The following is an 18,539-nucleotide window of genomic DNA, read 5'->3' as shown; positions in this document are numbered from 1 at the left end:
AATGGCTGATATTAAAAATGATGAGTATATAGAAATTAGTTTAACTAAAATTTTAGTTGGATTATTTAGTAATATAAAGACATTTTTTGTGGTGTTAGTGTTAGGTTTTTGTTTAACCGCAGTTGCAGCTTGGTTCTTTAAACCAAGCTATATTTATATGCAGATGATTCAACCACCATATTATCTAAAAGGTTATTCTAATAATAATATCATCACTGACAATAAATTGAATGCTATACTAAACAATATTCTCCAAGATATGCAGCAGTCACAATCAGATGACAAAATCTTAAGTAAGATTGATATTATAGAACCTGGTGATGATCTAAATATAAATTCTAAAAAACAAGAAAAATCTATCTACTTTGGACTATTAACATCAGCTAAGTTGGATGATAAAGCTACAGTTAATAAACTCTTTAATACTATTATGGATAAATTCTCTAACTCATATATAGTGCAAAAACAAATTCAATTATGGAAAGAGAATCTACAACGAACTCTATTGGCTAATCAACAAAATATTGATAGATATAATCAGATTATTAAAAGTGATCAAGACTATTTAAAGCAATTATCATCTAGTAAGAATGTTGGTAGTTTACAGGGTCAAACTTTATTGGCAAGTTATATGGAACGAATAGATAGCTATCAAAACAAAGTTTTTTCACTAGAAGATTCCCAAAGAGATTTAAAACTAACTTTAGAAAGTTTACAACCAAAAGTAGTTAGAGTTGGTGAGGTTATTTATTTAAAAGACTCTAAGCTATCTATTCTCGAATTAATTATAATTGGTGTGATATTATCGGTGATTTTCGCTCTAGCAGTAGTTTTCTTGAAGGTTATATTCTCTAAAGCGATTACTGAATATAGAAGCCTTAAACAAAAAGCTTAAATTTTTTCTGATGTTTTATAATGCCTAAACAAACTATTGATACACTTCTTAACCAAATACCTACTAAGCTTCGTAGTAACTTTATATCAGCTATAAATAACAATAAGTTTCCAAAACAACAATTACTGACTGATTTACAACTCTTAGCAGAACAGACTAGCCAAAAGATTTTGCCTAAAATAGCTTATCCAGATCTACCTGTTGCTGAAAGAGTTGATGATATAAAAAAGCTTCTCCAAGATAATCAAGTTATAGTTGTGGCAGGAGAGACAGGCTCTGGTAAATCAACCCAGCTTCCTAAAATCTGTCTAGATTTAGGACTTGGTAAGCGTGGATTAATTGGACACACTCAACCTAGAAGACTTGCAGCTAGATCTATTGCTAGTAGAATTGCTAGTGAAATAGGTGATCAGTCAAAAGTATCTTTTAAAATTCGTTTTTCTGATCAAACTTCTGAAAATACTTTAATAAAAGTAATGACCGATGGGGTATTACTGTCTGAAATCAAGAATGATAGGTTTTTGTCGCAGTATGAGGTTATTATCATTGATGAGGCTCATGAAAGAAGCTTAAATATTGATTTTCTACTTGGCTGTATAAAAAAGATTTTACCATCTAGACCTGATTTAAAAGTAATTATTACTTCAGCAACCATAGATCATCAAAAATTTATAAATTTTTTTCAAAATGCTAAAGATATTATAATTAGTGGTAGAACATATCCTGTCGAAATTCGCTATCAAAATGATGAGGATTTTGAAGAGCTGTCATTACAAGAAAGAATATTGTATGCTCTTGATGAGCTCGGCAGAGGAGATGTTTTAGTCTTTTTGCCTACAGAAAGAGACATTCATGAAACATTAGCATATTTGAATAAACAAAATCTTAGATTTACAGAAGTTTTACCTTTGTTTTCGAGGTTGTCAAATAAAGATCAAAATAAAATCTTTAATCCAGAAGGTTCTGCACGTAGAGTTATTTTAGCGACAAATGTTGCGGAAACATCTTTGACAGTACCACGCATAAAGTATGTTATAGATTCAGGTTTAGCGCGAATAAGTAGATATAGTTATCGTACTAAGGTACAACGTCTACCAATAGAAAAAATCTCTCAAGCAAGCGCCAATCAAAGAGCAGGTCGCTGTGGTAGGTTATCTGCTGGTATCTGTATACGCCTTTATAGTGAGGAAGACTTTAATAATCGCAAAGAGTACACAGAGCCTGAAATTTTACGTACTAATTTGGCATCGGTTATTTTACAGATGTTATTTCTAAAATTAGGAAGCATACAAGATTTTCCATTTATTGATGCTCCTGATGCAAGGTTTGTAAAAGATGGTTTCAAACTCTTGTTTGAATTACGAGCTATCTCAGAGCTTAACTATAGCAAACCAAAGATTACTGCAGATGGTATCAAAATGGCGACTATGCCTTTAGATCCAAAACTTGCAAAAATAGTCATAGAAGGCCATAGGCAAAATACGCTTAGAGAGATTGTCTCGATTGTTAGCTTTTTGAGTGTACAGGACCCGCGTGAGAGACCTCTGAACTTTCAGCAAAAAGCTGATGAAAAACATTCAATAGATAAAGATAAATCTTCTGATTTTATCGCAATTTTAAATTTAGCAAATAGACTAAATTCTGATTTTAAAAGCTTATCTAATAGAGAGAAAAAAGATTATTTTAAAAAGAACTTTATTTCTCCAATTAGATTTAATGAATGGAATGATATTTATCGACAAATTGTTGAAGTTGTTCATGGATTTGGTTGGAGACTAAATAATGTCATTAAGTCGGGCTTGACCGCGGAGTCTCCAGTGCGAAGAAAGACTGGTCATTCCCACGCAAGTGGGAATCTTATGGTTGATGATCAAGGTTTGAAAGATACCCATCTGCACGGGTATGACAATGTTGGTGATAATATAAACTATGAAAACTTACACAAAGCCATAGCCAGCGGTTTTTTAAGTAATATTGGCTTTAATTATGAAAATGCTGAGTATTTAGGAGCTAGAGGGCTTAAGTTTTTTATATTTCCAGGATCTTCACAATTTAAGTCTAAGCCGAAATGGATCTTAGCATCAGAAATAGTCGAAACCACTAAAACATACGCTCGTAATGTTGCAAAAATAGAGCCAGAATGGTTAGAGAGCTTAGCGGAGCATCTTGTCAAAAAGCATTATGATGAGCCTATTTGGAGTAAGAAGCGTAGAGCTGTAATAGTAAATGAAAGGGTAATATTGTACGGCTTAGAGATAGTTTCAAAAAGAGTAGTGCAATACTCAAAGATAAATCCTCAAGAGGCTCGCGAAATTTTTATTAGAGAAGCTTTAGTAAATGGTAATTTTGACTCTAAAGCGTATTTCTATCAGCAAAATCTCAAGCTTATAAATCATATTGAGGAGCTTGAAAATAAATCACGCCGAAAAGATATTTTGGTGGATGAACAGACGATGTTTGAGCATTATGATGCTTTTATTCCGGATGGGGTTTGTGATGGTGCAACATTTGATAAGTGGCTAAAAACAGTTAGAAAAGAGCAGCAGAAGAGTTTCATTTTTGATTTAAAAAGTCTGATGCAACATGATGCTAAAGAGATTACACAACAGAAGTTTCCTGATGTATTAACTATTGGTGATATGCACTTGCCATTAGAATACCACTTTGACCCTTTAGATGAACGAGATGGTGCAACGGTTACAGTACCGATAGTTTTTATTAATGATATAAATCCTACAGTTTTAGAGTGGGGTGTGTATGGTTTCTTGTATGACAAGATTGTCGCTTTGTTACGCGCTTTACCTAAAAATATTCGTAAAAGCTGTGTGCCAGTGCCAACTTATGCTCAAGCTATATTTGAGTCGCTAGATTTTGATAAAGATACATATACTCCTTTAAAATCTGTCATTGCTAAACATATTACGCGTATTGTTGGATTCGTAGTTGATGAGACAGTATGGCAGAATGAAGAGTTAGAGAAATATTTAGTTTTAAATATAAAAGTTGTTGATGAGCATGGTAAAACACTTGCGCTGGGTAAAGATATCAATACTTTAAAACAAAAGCTCAAAAACCTAGTTAATAAACCTAAGCAAGCAGTCGATGAGAAAATTTATTATGATTGGGATTTTGCTGATATTGCTTTGACTAGCGAAATTAAAGAGTACGCTATAATAGTCAAAGTCTATAACTGTCTTGAGGAATATAAAGACGGTGTGAAATTGTCTTATAAAGCAACTTTGGCAGAATCAGAATCCTGTATGAAAAGGGCTTTGAAGAAACTTATTAAAATACGTTTACATCATAACTTATCAAAAAGTATTAAAAACAATGATTTGACAAGTTTATCAATGTCATTAAAGCTAAGTGACTCAAAAGATAATGTGGTTGATAAGGCTATAGATTTGAGTTTTTTTGATAATATTGAGCTACCATATGCTAAAGAAGATTTTGAAAGATTCTATGCTTTAGGGATGCAAAAGTTTGTTTCAAATAAGGCTAAAGTCGAAGCATTGTTTTTAGAAATAACTAAGTTTAAATCACAGCTTGAAAAAAAACTAAATGTTAAAAAAATACCGCTTAATTTTATTGAACTTTTTACAGCTACTAGAAATGAGCTTAATGAGCTTTTTACTAACAATTATCTATCGCAATCTATGATTTACTTGCAGCGATATAAGTATTATATTCAAGCTTTAGAAGCTCGATTAGATAAGGCTAAACTAAATCTGCAAAGAGATAGGACCCATCAATTGGAGGTTGACGATCTAAAAGCTAAGCTAGCTAAAAAGCTTGTTACTAAACATCTTGGTGCTAGTAGCGAGGAGGTAACCAAAATTGGCTTTCTGATAAAAGAGTTATGGATTTCTTGGTATTTACAAAATGTAAAAACTATTGAATCAGTTTCAGTTAAGAAAATACTAGTTCATATATATCAGCTATAGTTAAGAAAATTTAGGTTCTGTGTCTGAATAAGTTTAATATTTATTTTGTGAGAGGGCTACCGATCTATATGATAGGCTTATTTTCAAGTCTATATAATCATTAAAAATTTACTATTTGTAAAAAAAACTATGCTCATGGTATTATTTTTAGTCGTTTTTTCAAAGAATGCTTGAAATCTATACAATCATATAAAGCTAACGTTCTTCACTTAGGTCCTAAGTGTAAGGAGATACAATAAATAACCTGAACTTATTATGCTTTTTGCCCATTTAAAAATAGTGAAATGTTTGAGTAGGATATTGTTTTTTATATGATAATTAAACTTGTTAATTCCCTTAATATTTAGTGCTTCCAGCTCTTATATATCAACTGTTTAACTATTTTTAATCTAATTTACATTTTTGTGCACAAAAAAATTTTTTTTGATATAATCGGTTTTAATAAGATTTTTTCCAAAAATTAACAAATGTCTTTCTACGATAATAGAACGCTTAATTTCTTAGTGATAATAGTTTTAACTGTTATTACTGTTAATTGGACTTTCTATATTTTCAAACAAGATGTTAATTTGCATTTTTTGCTTGCAGTAGTTTTGCTGAGGTGTTTATCATCTTTTTTGCTACTTAGAGACTATATGGCTAGTTGGCGCAAGTCGACTCAAAAGACTTTTTTGCGTAAGGTTTTTATTAATTTACCAGTATTTTTCATAGTTACATTATTTTTTTATGGCAAAGTCGCTTTTTCACTAATATTTTCTGAGTTTTTATTTTATGTTTTTTTGATAAATTTGAGTGTTTATCTTTATTGGCACTTGATGAATAGAAGATCAGTAGATAAAAGTAAAACAGCAGTTATCTATGGTGCAGGTGCTGCAGGGGCAAAGATTGCTCAAGAGCTTGCTTCAGCTGGATATCGTATCAAATGTTTTGTTGATGATGATGAGACTTTGCAAAAAAGAAGTATTGATGGTAAAAAAGTTATATCTAAAGCTGGTTTAAGAAGATTGTTATTGTCTAGAAAATTTGCCCTTCTAGTTATTGCATTACCAAGAAATGCTAACCAAGTAGTCAAAAATATATATAGAGAATTTGAGAAAGATTTTGACCAAATTAGAATTATGCCACCTCTTGAGGAGATTCTTCAAGACGAGAGTTTTATGTCACAATTAAAGCCTGTTTCGCTTTATGATCTTTTATCAAGGGATTCTAAGAGTTTAGATAAAGAGTCTATCTCTAATTTTATCAAAGGCAAAGTGGTCTTGGTAACTGGGGCTGGGGGAAGTATAGGTTCTGAAATTGTGCGTCAATGTATCAAGTATCAAGCAAAAGAACTGATATTGGTTGATCATAGTGAGTTTAATTTGTATAAGGTTACGGAAGAATGTAGGCATTTTAATATTAATAGTAACTTATGTTCTGTTTGTGATAGAAAAGCATTGGCTGAAGTTTTTCAAAAGTGTTCACCAAATATAGTTTTTCATGCTGCTGCATATAAGCATGTTCCTTTAGTTGAGGAGAATATCTCTAGAGCGATTAGAAATAATATTTTAGGTACTAAGAATGCTATAGATCTGGCTATAGAAGCAGGTGTTGAGTCATTTATATTGATTTCTACTGATAAAGCGGTGCGACCAACGAATGTGATGGGAGCTACTAAACGGGTCTGTGAGCTGTATCTACAGAATGTTGATCCAAAAAATACCAAGCTTGCTGCAGTGCGTTTTGGTAATGTACTTGGTAGCAGTGGTAGCGTGATTCCAAAATTTGAGGAACAAATAAGAAATGGTGGGCCTGTTACAGTGACTCATCCTGAAATTACACGCTACTTTATGTTGATACCGGAAGCTTGCGAACTGGTCCTACAAGCTGGTGCTATTGCAAAAAATTCAGAAGTTTTTGTCTTAGATATGGGGCAGCCTGTCAAGATTATTGATCTTGCTAAACAATTTATTAGACTCTCTGGTAGAGATGATATTGATATTGAGATAGTTGGTCTACGTCCAGGAGAGAAGCTTTACGAAGAGCTTTTGATAGAAGAGGATGATATTAGTACAGACTATAAAGATATTTTTATTGGCAGGAGGACTTTTTATGATATTAATATCCTCAATCAAGATATTGAATTATTGATGAAAGATGATGTTAATCATCTCATGATATTAAAGAAAATTGTTCCAGAGTTTGAACATAGGTTGAATGGGTAATAGTTTTATGTTTTACAAATTTTTTAAAAGATTGCTTGATATTTTACTTTCTTTTATTGGACTGGTGTTATTAAGCCCGTTTTTTTTAGTTATCATTTTTATGATAAAGAAAGATTCAAAAGGACCTATATTTTTTAAGCAAAAGCGCTATGGTAAAGATAAGCAGTTTTTTTATATATATAAGTTTAGAACTATGTATGTAGATACTCCAAAAGATATGCCAACACACTTATTACAGGATCCATCTAAATGTATAACTAAGGTCGGAGCATTTTTAAGGAAAACATCTCTAGATGAACTACCACAAATCATAAATATTTTAAAAGGTGAAATGAGCATCGTTGGGCCAAGACCAGCATTGTGGAATCAAGATGATTTGATTGCTGAACGTGATAAATATGGGGCAAATGCTGTACCTGTGGGGCTTACTGGTTGGGCGCAAATAAATGGACGAGATGAATTACCGATACCTGATAAAGCTAAGCTTGATGGTGATTATATAAAAAATAAAAGTACATGGTTTGATTTAAAATGTATTTTTTTGACAGTATTTTCTGTTTTTGCCAAAAAGGGCGTTGTTGAGGGAGGTACGGGAGCTTTAGGTAACAAAGAGGATTTAAAGTAGTATGAAAAAAAGAATCTTAGTTACAGGTTTAAGTAGTTATATTGGTAATTCATTTGCGGCTAAATATAACTCAGATTTTAATATTCATAAAATATCATTGCGAGATGTTTCTTTGTCGGATATAGATTTGAGTGGTTATGATGCTATATTGCATGTAGCAGGAATTGCCCATACTTCAAAAGATCCTAAATTAAAAGAAAAATACTATAAGGTAAATACACAACTAACTTATGATCTAGCAAAGAAGGCTAAAGATCAAGGTGTTCGACAGTTTGTGTTTTTAAGTAGTATTATAGTTTATGGTGATAGTGCGCCTATAGGTCAGGAAAAAGTTATAACTAAAGATACCGAGCCTAAACCAGATGACTTTTATGGAGATAGTAAGTTACAAGCTGAAATTAAGCTAAATACATTGATTAGTGATGACTTTGATATTGCTATAATTAGACTTCCTATGGTATATGGTAATGGATCTAAAGGTAATTATCCAAAGCTGCTAAAACTTGCAAAGTATGCTTTTATTTTTCCTAATATTAATAACCAAAGAAGTGTTATATCGATAGATAATTTATCTAAAGAGATTGCAGAAATAATTTTACAAACTAAACATGGGGTTTTTCTACCTCAAGATAGTGAATATTTTAATACATCAAAATTTATTAGAGATTACAGGAAAAATGTTTTGGCTAAGAGCACTTATCTAACGGCAATATTTAATCCAATTATTAGAGTGCTTGCTAAAAAAGTAGATTTTGTTAATAAAGTTTTTGGGAATTTGACTTATGAGAAGTAAGTTATTATTCATAGCTAATGATTTTGATATTGTAATATATCGTTTCAGACGAGAAGTAATCGAGGCTTTTGCTGCTAAAGAGTATGAGATAATACTAGTAACACCATATTCTAACAAAGTAATAGATTTTTGTAAAAGTGTTGGTGTTGAATATATAAATATTGATATAGATAGACGAGGCAAAATTCCTTTTAAGGATTTGTTTCTTTTATTTAACTATTTCAAAATAATAAAAAAAGAAAAACCTGATTGCATTTTTAGCTATACAATTAAACCAAATTTGTATGTTGGATTAGTGAATTTGTTTTTTAGAAAGAAGTTTTATCCAAATGTGACTGGCTTAGGAAGTGTTTTTGCTAATGATGGTATTATTCAAAAATTTATTATATTTTTATATAGGTTATCATTTAAAAACGCCATAAAAGTATTCTTTCAGAATGAGCAGAATAAAAAGTTATTTATAGATAAGAAAATAATCAGTGAAGAAAAATCAATATTATTACCAGGTTCTGGAGTAAATCTAGATGAAAATAAATATGTTGACTATCCTAAAGATCAAGGAATATTAAAATTCGTTTTTCTTGGTCGAATAATGAAAGAAAAGGGAATTTATGAATTGTTAGAAGCTTTTGCTATACTTGAGAAAAAATATAAAAATATTAGTCTAGACATTTATGGTTTTTGTGATGAAAACAAATCTAATTTTATGCAAAAAATTAATGCGATAAAATCAGTAAAATTTTATGGTTTCACTGATAATACTAAAGAAAAAATAGCTAGTGCACATGCAGTTATTTTGCCATCCTACCATGAAGGAATGTCAAATGTACTGTTAGAAGCAGCTGCGATAGGTAGACCTGTAATTGCGTCAGATATTCCTGGGTGTAGAGAAGTTTTTGATGATGGTTTCTCTGGCTTATCATGTAATCCTAATGATGTGAGTTCTTTACGTAACTCATTAGAACAGTTTATAAATATGTCGTATAATGATAAAATGGCTATGAGCTATAAAGCTAGAGCTAAGATAGAAAAAGATTTTGATAGAAGTATTGTTGTCAATGTATACTTACAGCAATTAGTAGTAAGGGTTTAAATTATGAGTTTATATGATGATATAGTCGCTAAAAGAGAAAAGGTTTCATTGGTTGGCTTGGGTTATGTTGGTTTGCCAATAGCTATTGCATTTGCAAAAAAAATAGATGTGTTAGGATTTGATATTTGTGAAACAAAAGTTCAACATTATAAGGATGGTTTTGATCCAACAAAAGAAGTAGGAGATGAGGCTGTCAGAAATACGACAATGAAATTTAGTTGTGATGAAACAAGTCTTAAAGAGTGTAAGTTTCATATTGTTGCAGTTCCTACACCAGTTAAAGCAGATAAAACTCCTGATTTGACGCCGATTATTAAGGCAAGTGAGACGGTTGGTAGGAATCTTGTCAAAGGCGCTTATGTTGTGTTTGAGTCAACTGTTTATCCTGGTGTTACAGAAGATGTTTGCGTACCAATACTTGAAAAAGAGTCTGGCTTGAGGTCTGGTGAAGATTTCAAAGTTGGTTATTCTCCTGAGAGGATAAATCCTGGTGATAAGGTTCATAGGTTAGAAACAATTATCAAAGTAGTATCTGGTATGGATGAAGAGTCTTTGGATACTATAGCAAAAGTTTATGAGCTAGTAGTAGATGCAGGAGTTTATAGAGCTAGTAGTATAAAAGTGGCTGAAGCTGCTAAGGTTATAGAAAACTCTCAAAGAGACGTTAATATAGCTTTTGTTAATGAGTTATCGATAATATTTAATCAGATGGGTATTGATACTCTAGAGGTTTTAGAAGCTGCTGCAACTAAATGGAATTTCTTAAACTTTAAGCCAGGCTTAGTAGGTGGACATTGTATTGGTGTTGACCCATATTACCTAACGTACAAGGCAGCTGAGCTTGGATATCATTCTCAGGTTATATTATCTGGTCGTAGGATAAATGATGGCATGGGCAAATTTGTAGTTGAGAATTTAGTCAAAAAAACTGATATCTGCAGATATACCTGTTAAGCGAGCTAGAGTAGCAATTTCGGCTTTACTTTTAAAGAAGACTGCCCTGACACTAGGAATACTCGAGTTATAGATATGGTGAAAGAGCTCAACGAGTATGGTATAGGGCCATATATTATAGATCCGGTAGCTGATAAAGAAGAGGCTAAGCATGAGTATGGACTTGAGTTTGATGATCTAAGTAAAATGGTCAATCTAGATGCGATCATTATTGCTGTTAGTCATGAACAGTTTAAAGATATAACAAAGCAACAGTTTGATGGGCTATATGCGCATAATTCTAGAAAGATTATGTTTGATATCAAAGGTGGTTTAGATAAATCTGAGTTTGAAAAAGATTATATTTATTGGAGATTGTAGTGGCTTACGATAATGTTAAATTTCCTCAGGGTTCGTTTTTTTTGGTGACCGGAGGTGCGGGCTTTATTGGCTCTAATTTATGTGAGGTTTTACTTGATAAGGGTTATAGAGTTAGGTGTTTAGATGATCTCTCAAATGGTCATTATCATAATGTTGAGCCGTTTTTAACTAATTCTAATTATGAGTTTATAAAAGGTGATATTAGAGATTTAGGTACTTGCATGAAAGCTTGTGAAGGTATTGATTATGTTCTACATCAAGCTGCTTGGGGAAGCGTACCAAGAAGTATTGAAATGCCATTAGTGTATGAAGATATAAATGTCAAAGGTACATTAAATATGCTTGAAGCGGCTAGGCAAAATAGTGTTAAAAAATTTGTCTATGCTTCTAGTTCATCAGTATATGGTGATGAGCTAAATTTACCTAAAAAAGAAGGTAGAGAAGGAAATGTTTTATCACCCTATGCATTTACAAAGAAAGCTAATGAAGAGTGGGCGAGACTATACACAAAGTTATATGGTCTAGATACTTATGGTCTAAGATATTTTAATGTTTTCGGTAGAAGACAAGATCCTAATGGTGCGTATGCAGCAGTTATACCTAAATTTATCAAACAGTTATTAAATGATGAAGCGCCAACTATAAATGGAGATGGTAAACAGTCGAGAGATTTTACATATATAGAGAATGTTATTGAGGCAAATCTTAAAGCATGTTTAGCAGATAGTAAGTATGCCGGAGAGGCTTTTAATATAGCTTATGGAGGTAGAGAGTATCTTATAGATTTGTACTATAATCTTTGTGATGCCTTGGGTAAAAAAATAGAGCCAAATTTTGGCCCAGATAGAGCGGGTGATATTAAGCATAGTAATGCTGATATTTCGAAGGCTAGGGATATGCTCGGATATGAACCTGAGTTTGATTTTGAATTAGGCATAAAGCATGCTGTTGAGTGGTATAGTTCTGAGTTATGATATTTTTATCTTGGTTAATATGTTTATTATCAGCTTATTTGCTCTTAAAAAGAAATGTTTTTGATTTTTTTAGTTTATCAGTAGTAATGTTTTGGGTTTATTCTATTCCATTACTTATAGGTGAGTGTGGGTATGCAATTCATGGTCAATGGATATATGAGAATGTAAATAATATAGTGTATCTATACTATTTTGTATTTATATTAATTATATTGCTTATGATGATTTATTATGACTTTTTCATTAGAAAAAATAGGTGTCTCGATTTAAATTTTTTTAATGGAATAGCTAGTATTACAACATCATTTTTAAGTATATTGGTATTTGTGACTTTTATAGCTATACTTGCTAATAATAATGAGTTGATACTAGGTGATAAGATGTATATTGCAGAAAATTTTATTTCTGCTCGAGTATATATATTGTTTGAATTTATTGTTGTATTCTTCGCGGTAATATCATTTAATAACAAAAAATATATATCTTTCCTTATGATATTTGTGATTATTTTATGGTTTTCTTTTATTGGTGATAGAACGCCTCTAGTGTTTTTTATTATTATAGAACTAATTATAATGCTTAATAGAACAAACGAGATTCTATCAAAAAAAATTTTTACAAGAAAAGTTATGATAGGACTTTTTATTTTGTTTATGTATGCTTTTGTATACAAGCAGATTAGTGCTATGATCCAAGCTTTAGCTATAAGTAATGCATGGGACAGTCTTTTACATGGAAATGTTTTTTTAAAATCAATAATGAATTATGAAGGAATGGTTACTGTTCAAGTTTTCAACAGTATCGCATCGCACTCTCATCAGATACATTATAATTTTATCAATTTTTTTGATAATTTTATTTCAGTTATTTTGCCAATTAACTTGCAAGGAAATGTTGAAGGATTTAATTCTTTTTTTCAGCCCATTCTTTTTCCTGACGTGGGGTATGGTATGGCTAATAATATCATTGCACAGTTTTATATTTTAGGTGGTGGTGGCGGGGTTATTTTATTTTCATTCCTATTCTCTTGTTCTGTTATGGTTGCTAGTTACCTACTGTTGAGTGGAGTCAGAGTCAAAATTGATGGCTATTTGATACCAGAAAAGTTGAGGCTAGTTATACTCTTTGGTGCGACTATATTTTCCTACTATTATTTTAGGAATGACTTTAATTATCTAATCAATATTGAAAAAAGAATATTGTTTATAGTTATAGCAATAATTTTGTTTGACTATTTTGTTAGAGTATATTGTTATGAAAAAAATAGTTCATTTAATAATAAACCTTAACCAAGGTGGTGCTGAAGCAATGCTTTATAAACTTTGCAAATCTATGGATAAGTCAACATATCATATTACGGTTATATCACTTATGGGTAGGGGGGTATTTGCAAATAAGTTAGAAGCTTGTGGTGTTAAAGTTTATACATTAGATTTAAATAAATTTAATGTACTATTTGTATTGTTTAAATATATTAAGATTATCAGAAGAATAAAGCCAGATGTTATTCATGCTTGGATGTATCATGCAAATGTAATTTCTATATTATGCAAGCCTTTTTATAGAAAGGCTAAATATATAAATAGTATAAGAACTGGATTAGAAAATTATGATGGTCATAAGAATCTTACAAAGTTTATGATAAAGTTGAATGCGAAACTTTCTAAGTTCTCAGATTTAACATTAAATAATTCAAAGAAATCATTGGAAGATCATCAAAATATAGGTTTTAAAAACCAATGCTTTATAGCAAATGGTTTTGATAAAGATGTTTTTAAACCGAGCTTTTTTAAGTATGAAAAATTTCGTTTAAATAATGATTTAGATGATAATGTTAAAATTATAGGTATCATAGCAAGAAATCATGCTAATAAAAATATTTCTCGTTTCTTGGAAATAGCTAATTTATTGGTAAAAAATGATTCTAATCTACGGTTTTTGATTGCTGGAAGAGAGTGTTCGAAAATAGATATAGGTAGTTATCTAGATAATAAAAGTAATGTAAATAAGTTTTTTGTATTTGAATCTGTGGATTCTAGTGAATATTTACCAGTATTAGATTTATATTTGTCTACATCAAAAGTTGAAGGTTTTCCAAATATACTTGCAGAAGCCATCCTATGTGAAGTTCCTATTGTTGCTTCTAATGTTGGAGATTGTAAAGATATACTTAATGGATATGGCGAAATTTTTGAGCTTGCAGATAGTAATAAGCAAGTCGTTGAAAAAATAATAAATGTTTTGAAAATAGATTCGAATATAAGAAGTGCAATGAGAGATTATGTAAAAAGTAATTATTCAATTAAAAATGTTGTTGATATGCATGAGAGACTTTATGGATAAAAAAATAGTAATGTTTATTGGGTCATTGCATGGTGGAGGAGCTGAGAAGCAGTTCTTATTACAGGCAAAGTTTTTGTCAGCTTTTGGATATAATGTAACTATTTATAGTTTACAAAAGAAAAAAAATGATATGGAGTTTTTAGGAGATAAAAAAAGTAATCTAGATATAGAATATTTAGTTGACTTAAATAATAAATCTAAAATTAAAAAAATAGTATTGTTATTACAAGCTCTTTTTCTTTTAAGACGAAGACTGAAAAATGAACAAATTATTTTGTATAGCTGGCTTGAGATACCAAACTTTATATCAGGGGTAGCAAGTATTTTTAAAAAGAATGTTAGAAATGTATGGGCAATTAGGAATAGCTCTATAGTGAGTGGAAAGTTGTCTTTTATTCAGAAACTTAATAGAATTTTTTCTAAGGAAATATTGCTTATTGCTAACTCTAAAAGAGGATTAGACTTTTATATGGAGAATTTAAAGTATAAAGCTAGTAAATCAGAAGTTATCTACAACTTTATTGAAGATAAAAAATTTTATCCAGTATGTTTAGATAAAAAAAATAAATTAAGAAAAAAATATGGCTTTTTAGAAAGTGATTTTATAGTCTTGTCTGTATCTAGAGTTATTCCTGAAAAGAATGTTGACGAGATAATACATCAATTTTATATGTTTGATAGTGAAGACTCTGATAATAAAAGAAATAAGCTGCTAATTGTAGGCAAGTATTCTGAATCATATAAGAAAGAATTGGATAGAATGATAAGTCAATATCATTTAGAGTCAAAAGTTATCTTTGCTGGGGATATTAGATTTAATATTGAAGAATTTTATAATATTGCGGATGTATACGTATTACTATCTTTAAATGAAGGGTTTAGTAATACTTTATATGAATCTGTCAGTTGTGGAGTTTTTTCACTATCAACTGATGTTGGAGACAATAGGAAACTACTTAGTGAGAATCAAATAATAATTGATATAAATGATACATCTAAAAAGATATTAGATTTTAAAAACAATAATATAATGCAAACTATTAGTGTTTTAGTTAATAACCAGACAGAACAAAAAAAGTTAATAGAATTTATGAGAAGTATGTAATATGTGTGGAATAGTAGGTTTTTATTTATTTGAAAGAAATGAAGATTTTACATCAATAATTAACCAATCATTGCTTTCTATAAAGCATAGAGGGCCGGATGATAGTGGGTATTGGTGCGACGATCAAGTTACTTTGGGGCATACTAGATTGTCAATACACGATATATCTAACGCTGGACATCAGCCAATGTTATCTAATAGCGGTAATACTGCTATTGTTTTTAATGGAGAAATATATAATTACTTATCAATAAAAAATCAGCTATTAAGTGAATATTCAAATCTTAAATTTAAAAGTAACAGTGATACTGAGGTTTTGGTCAATGCTATTGAACTTTGGGGTATAGATAAAACTTTAGAAAAATGCATAGGAATGTTTGCATTTGGAGTTTACAGTAGAAAAACTAGTTGTTTAATACTAGCTAGAGATAGATTTGGCGAGAAACCATTATATTTTGGTATCCAAAATGGTATTTTGGGTTTTGCATCAGAATTGAAGGCACTTAAGCCATTAAACGAATGTGGCTGGAGGTTTGATATAGATAGAGATGCTTTAGCAACATATATGAGGTATGCTTATGTACCAACACCATACTCTATTTACAAAAATATATCTAAACTAAATGTAGGTAGTTACGTAGTATTTGATGCTAAGGGTAATAGTAAAGAGTATAAATATTGGGATTCTAAAAAAGTACTAGATTCAGAAAAATATAAAGATTCGTATGATCAAGCAATCCTAGATTTAGAAATTAAGCTTAAAAGTACATTATCAATACAAATGCAGTCAGATGTTCCTCTAGGAGCATTTTTATCCGGGGGAATTGACTCAACAACTATAGTTGCCCTTATGCAAAGTATGTCTAAAGATAAGATAAATACTTTTAGTATAGGCTTTAATCAAAAAGAATATAATGAGGCTGAGCATGCAAGAGCAGTAGCAAAGCATATAGGGACTAATCATACTGATATGTATGTGACAGAGAAAGATGCTCTTGATGTAATACCAAACCTTGCTGGAATATATGATGAACCATTTGCTGATTCATCACAAATACCAACATATCTTGTGAGTAAAATAGCTAAGTCAAAAGTAACAGTTGCACTATCAGGTGACGCTGGTGATGAGCTGTTTGGTGGTTATAATAGATACTTTTTAGCGCCAAATATCGCTAAAAAAATCAAATTTGCTAAGTTACTTAAATATGCACCAGATGCTTGGATAAAAAAAACTGAGATATTAAATTTTGGTAAGTTCGCTTTATTAGCAGATAAACTACTAAAACTAAAAAGAGTTCTCGAAAAAGCAAAAACAAATAAAGAACTCTATGTCCTACTTTGTTCTCAAACAAATGATACTAGCTTTGTGTTAGGAGCAAAAGAGTATGACATATTAACAGATAAGAATATTTATGATATTCCACAGTTAACTTTCCAAGAGTGGATGATGTTTGTTGATTCTAATACATATATGATAGACGATATATTAGTTAAGGTTGACAGAGCAGCTATGGCTAACTCTCTAGAGACAAGAGTGCCATTTTTAGATCATAATATTTATGAATTTGCTTATTCCTTACCAATTGACTATAAAATACAACGAGGTAATGGAAAAAGGGTTTTGAAAGATTTGTTATATAAATATGTGCCAAAAGATTTGGTAGAAAGGCCAAAAATGGGTTTTGGCATCCCACTTGCTAAATGGTTAAGGGAGGATTTACGAGAATGGGCAGATAATTTACTGGATTATAGTAAAATAGAAAAGCAAGGTTACTTAAGTCCTGAGGTGGTGCAAAAATATTGGCAAGAGCATTTGAGTGGTAAAAGAAATTGGCAAGCTATATTATGGAATATTCTAATGTTTCAGGAGTGGTTTAAAAAAGAAGGCTTATAATAAAGTGAGATTAGCTAGTACTTCAGTATATATACTCGTATCAACTATTTTTAGTGTTTTATCTAGTTTTGTAATTGCTAAATTTATAGCTTCATTCTGCGGTGTAGTTACATATGGTTTATATGGACAATTTTTATCATTTGTGGCACTAGTACAAGTTTTTTCTGGTGGAATTTTTCGTAATGGAATAGTTAAATACACATCTCAGTTTAGAGAAAAGAAAGAAACTTTGGGTTTGATTATATCATCAGCTTCATCTGTAAGCTTTCTTATGTCAATTTTAACAGGAGTAGTGGTTATTATTTTTGCAAAGTATTTAGCAGTATTAACTTTTAACTCTATTGACTATATTTGGGTTTTTTATTTGTTTGGGGTGACTCTTTGGGGTTATGTGATTAATAATTTTGTTCTTTCTGTATTAAATGGCTTGAATAAGATGTTTGATTATATGATTTTATCAATAATATCATCAGTTATGTCTATTATAGCTATTCCATTTATGGTTTATAAATATTCTACGAATGGTGTTATTTCTGGGTTTATATTAGGACAGGTGCTTATGTTTGTTGCTACATTGATATATTTATATAGATTAAATGTAAAGATGTCATTGTTTAGTATAACAATGAAAGTATCCATAATTAAAAGGTTGATAAAATTTTCAGTAATGTCAGTTTTTGCTGCGATATGTTTGCCTTTATCATTAATAATAGTAAGGCTTTATGTTGCAAGTAACTCTAGTTGGTCTGAAGTTGGTTATTGGGATGCAATGAATAAGGTATCTAATGCTTATCTAATAATATTTACCACTATAATTGCAGCGTATACTATACCAAAGTATTCTGCTATTAAGAAGAGTGATTTATTAAAAGAAGAAGTTCTAAAGTTGTTGGTGATTTTCGTACCTTTTGTAGCTTTTTCAGCATTAATTATTTTTTTCCTTAAAAAAGTAGTCATAGTTGTACTTTTTTCCAGAGAATTTATGCCTATGTCCATTCTTTTTCATTTCCAGTTGATAGGAGATATTTTCATGATTGCTTCATGGATAGTTATAAATGCATTTATGGCGAAAGGTAAAATTCTTATCTATATTATTCTTCAGATTGTATCATCAGTTATTTTAATGATTCTTTCTCTAGTTTTTTTTAAAATATTTGGATTGGAAGGATTATCATTTGGATTTATGGTTACGTATATTATTTGTTTTATTATCTATATCTTATTATTTTTTTATATATTTAAAAGCTAGATAACTTTAGTACTGAATTTTTTTACTAAAGCACACATGATTTTATACAAATCATTATCTTTGTTATTCCATCTAAATTCACACTCTTTTATAGTTGAATCAATAT

The 18,539-nt window shown here is 30.5% G+C and carries 12 protein-coding genes and 2 pseudogenes; 13 read left to right on the top strand and 1 reads right to left on the bottom strand.

The genetic code is table 11. The features are described from left to right. The first annotated feature begins 1 nt into the window (after position 1). The 13 genes and pseudogenes from FSC454_RS07490 to FSC454_RS07430 all read left to right on the top strand — a co-directional run bounded on the left by FSC454_RS07490 (position 2) and on the right by FSC454_RS07430 (position 18,433). Entirely contained in the window at positions 2 to 895 is an 894-nt protein-coding gene (locus tag FSC454_RS07490) for a GumC domain-containing protein (RefSeq protein WP_066046956.1), read from the top strand. 20 nt (positions 896 to 915) lie between these two features. Then, positions 916 to 4,839, top strand: coding sequence for an ATP-dependent RNA helicase HrpA (hrpA, locus tag FSC454_RS07485; RefSeq protein WP_066046953.1), 3,924 nt, complete (start codon positions 916 to 918; stop codon positions 4,837 to 4,839). Between the two features lie 467 nt (positions 4,840 to 5,306). Continuing rightward, positions 5,307 to 7,043, top strand: a complete 1,737-nt coding sequence (locus FSC454_RS07480; protein WP_066046951.1) for a polysaccharide biosynthesis protein — start codon at positions 5,307 to 5,309, stop codon at positions 7,041 to 7,043. A 7-nt stretch (positions 7,044 to 7,050) separates the two neighbouring features. Next, positions 7,051 to 7,668: a sugar transferase gene (locus tag FSC454_RS07475; RefSeq protein WP_066047018.1), complete on the top strand. Its 618-nt coding sequence runs from the start codon at positions 7,051 to 7,053 to the stop codon at positions 7,666 to 7,668. A gap of 1 nt (position 7,669) precedes the next feature. Then, on the top strand, positions 7,670 to 8,461 hold the full coding sequence (locus FSC454_RS07470) for an NAD-dependent epimerase/dehydratase family protein (RefSeq protein WP_066046949.1): 792 nt from the start codon (positions 7,670 to 7,672) through the stop codon (positions 8,459 to 8,461). Beyond that, a complete protein-coding gene (locus FSC454_RS07465) occupies positions 8,451 to 9,554 on the top strand; it encodes a glycosyltransferase family 4 protein (protein ID WP_071794823.1) in 1,104 nt (367 codons plus the stop codon). The genes FSC454_RS07470 and FSC454_RS07465 overlap by 11 nt, the downstream gene beginning before the upstream one ends. A 3-nt stretch (positions 9,555 to 9,557) precedes the next feature. Then, positions 9,558 to 10,868 (top strand): annotated as a pseudogene (locus FSC454_RS07460) (nucleotide sugar dehydrogenase). Next, entirely contained in the window at positions 10,868 to 11,842 is a 975-nt protein-coding gene (locus tag FSC454_RS07455; protein ID WP_066046943.1) for an SDR family oxidoreductase, read from the top strand. Before FSC454_RS07460 ends, FSC454_RS07455 begins: the two are co-directional and overlap by 1 nt. Next, positions 11,839 to 13,131 (top strand): oligosaccharide repeat unit polymerase, encoded by a 1,293-nt coding sequence (locus FSC454_RS07450; protein WP_066046941.1) that lies wholly within the window; start codon positions 11,839 to 11,841, stop codon positions 13,129 to 13,131. Before FSC454_RS07455 ends, FSC454_RS07450 begins: the two co-directional genes overlap by 4 nt. Then, positions 13,097 to 14,185, top strand: coding sequence for a glycosyltransferase family 4 protein (locus tag FSC454_RS07445; protein ID WP_066046939.1), 1,089 nt, complete (start codon positions 13,097 to 13,099; stop codon positions 14,183 to 14,185). Before FSC454_RS07450 ends, FSC454_RS07445 begins: the two co-directional genes overlap by 35 nt. Further along, the gene (locus FSC454_RS07440) at positions 14,178 to 15,290 is read left to right on the top strand and encodes a glycosyltransferase (RefSeq protein WP_071794845.1); all 1,113 of its coding nucleotides are present in this window, start codon (positions 14,178 to 14,180) and stop codon (positions 15,288 to 15,290) included. The genes FSC454_RS07445 and FSC454_RS07440 overlap by 8 nt, the downstream gene beginning before the upstream one ends. Position 15,291: 1 nt before the next feature. Further along, positions 15,292 to 17,184 carry an asparagine synthase (glutamine-hydrolyzing) gene (asnB, locus tag FSC454_RS07435; RefSeq protein WP_066046777.1) on the top strand — a complete coding sequence of 631 codons (1,893 nt, stop codon included), beginning with the start codon at positions 15,292 to 15,294 and terminating at the stop codon, positions 17,182 to 17,184. Between the two features lie 4 nt (positions 17,185 to 17,188). Beyond that, entirely contained in the window at positions 17,189 to 18,433 is a 1,245-nt protein-coding gene (locus FSC454_RS07430; RefSeq protein WP_066046775.1) for an O-antigen translocase, read from the top strand. Here the strand turns inward: FSC454_RS07430 and FSC454_RS09695 are convergent. Further along, positions 18,430 to 18,525 (bottom strand): annotated as a pseudogene (locus FSC454_RS09695) (IS1595 family transposase); the annotation flags it as partial. The gene FSC454_RS07430 and the pseudogene FSC454_RS09695 sit on opposite strands and share 4 nt — an antisense overlap. Positions 18,526 to 18,539: the final 14 nt, after the last annotated feature.

The sequence above is a fragment of the Francisella hispaniensis FSC454 genome, assembly GCF_001885235.1.
In the GTDB taxonomy this organism is placed as follows: Bacteria; Pseudomonadota; Gammaproteobacteria; order Francisellales; family Francisellaceae; genus Francisella; species Francisella hispaniensis.
Note: the sequence above shows the minus strand (reverse complement) of the source record. Positions and strands in the feature narration are given on the sequence as shown.

What these genes read in the sequence shown, in the direction of transcription:
- FSC454_RS07490 (WP_066046956.1), top strand. Translation starts at nt 2, where the DNA reads ATGGCTGATATTAAAAATGATGAGTATATAGAAATTAGTTTAACTAAA.
- hrpA (WP_066046953.1), top strand. Translation starts at nt 916, where the DNA reads ATGCCTAAACAAACTATTGATACACTTCTTAACCAAATACCTACTAAG.
- FSC454_RS07480 (WP_066046951.1), top strand. Translation starts at nt 5,307, where the DNA reads ATGTCTTTCTACGATAATAGAACGCTTAATTTCTTAGTGATAATAGTT.
- FSC454_RS07475 (WP_066047018.1), top strand. Translation starts at nt 7,051, where the DNA reads ATGTTTTACAAATTTTTTAAAAGATTGCTTGATATTTTACTTTCTTTT.
- FSC454_RS07470 (WP_066046949.1), top strand. Translation starts at nt 7,670, where the DNA reads ATGAAAAAAAGAATCTTAGTTACAGGTTTAAGTAGTTATATTGGTAAT.
- FSC454_RS07465 (WP_071794823.1), top strand. Translation starts at nt 8,451, where the DNA reads ATGAGAAGTAAGTTATTATTCATAGCTAATGATTTTGATATTGTAATA.
- FSC454_RS07450 (WP_066046941.1), top strand. Translation starts at nt 11,839, where the DNA reads ATGATATTTTTATCTTGGTTAATATGTTTATTATCAGCTTATTTGCTC.
- FSC454_RS07445 (WP_066046939.1), top strand. Translation starts at nt 13,097, where the DNA reads ATGAAAAAAATAGTTCATTTAATAATAAACCTTAACCAAGGTGGTGCT.
- FSC454_RS07440 (WP_071794845.1), top strand. Translation starts at nt 14,178, where the DNA reads ATGGATAAAAAAATAGTAATGTTTATTGGGTCATTGCATGGTGGAGGA.
- asnB (WP_066046777.1), top strand. Translation starts at nt 15,292, where the DNA reads ATGTGTGGAATAGTAGGTTTTTATTTATTTGAAAGAAATGAAGATTTT.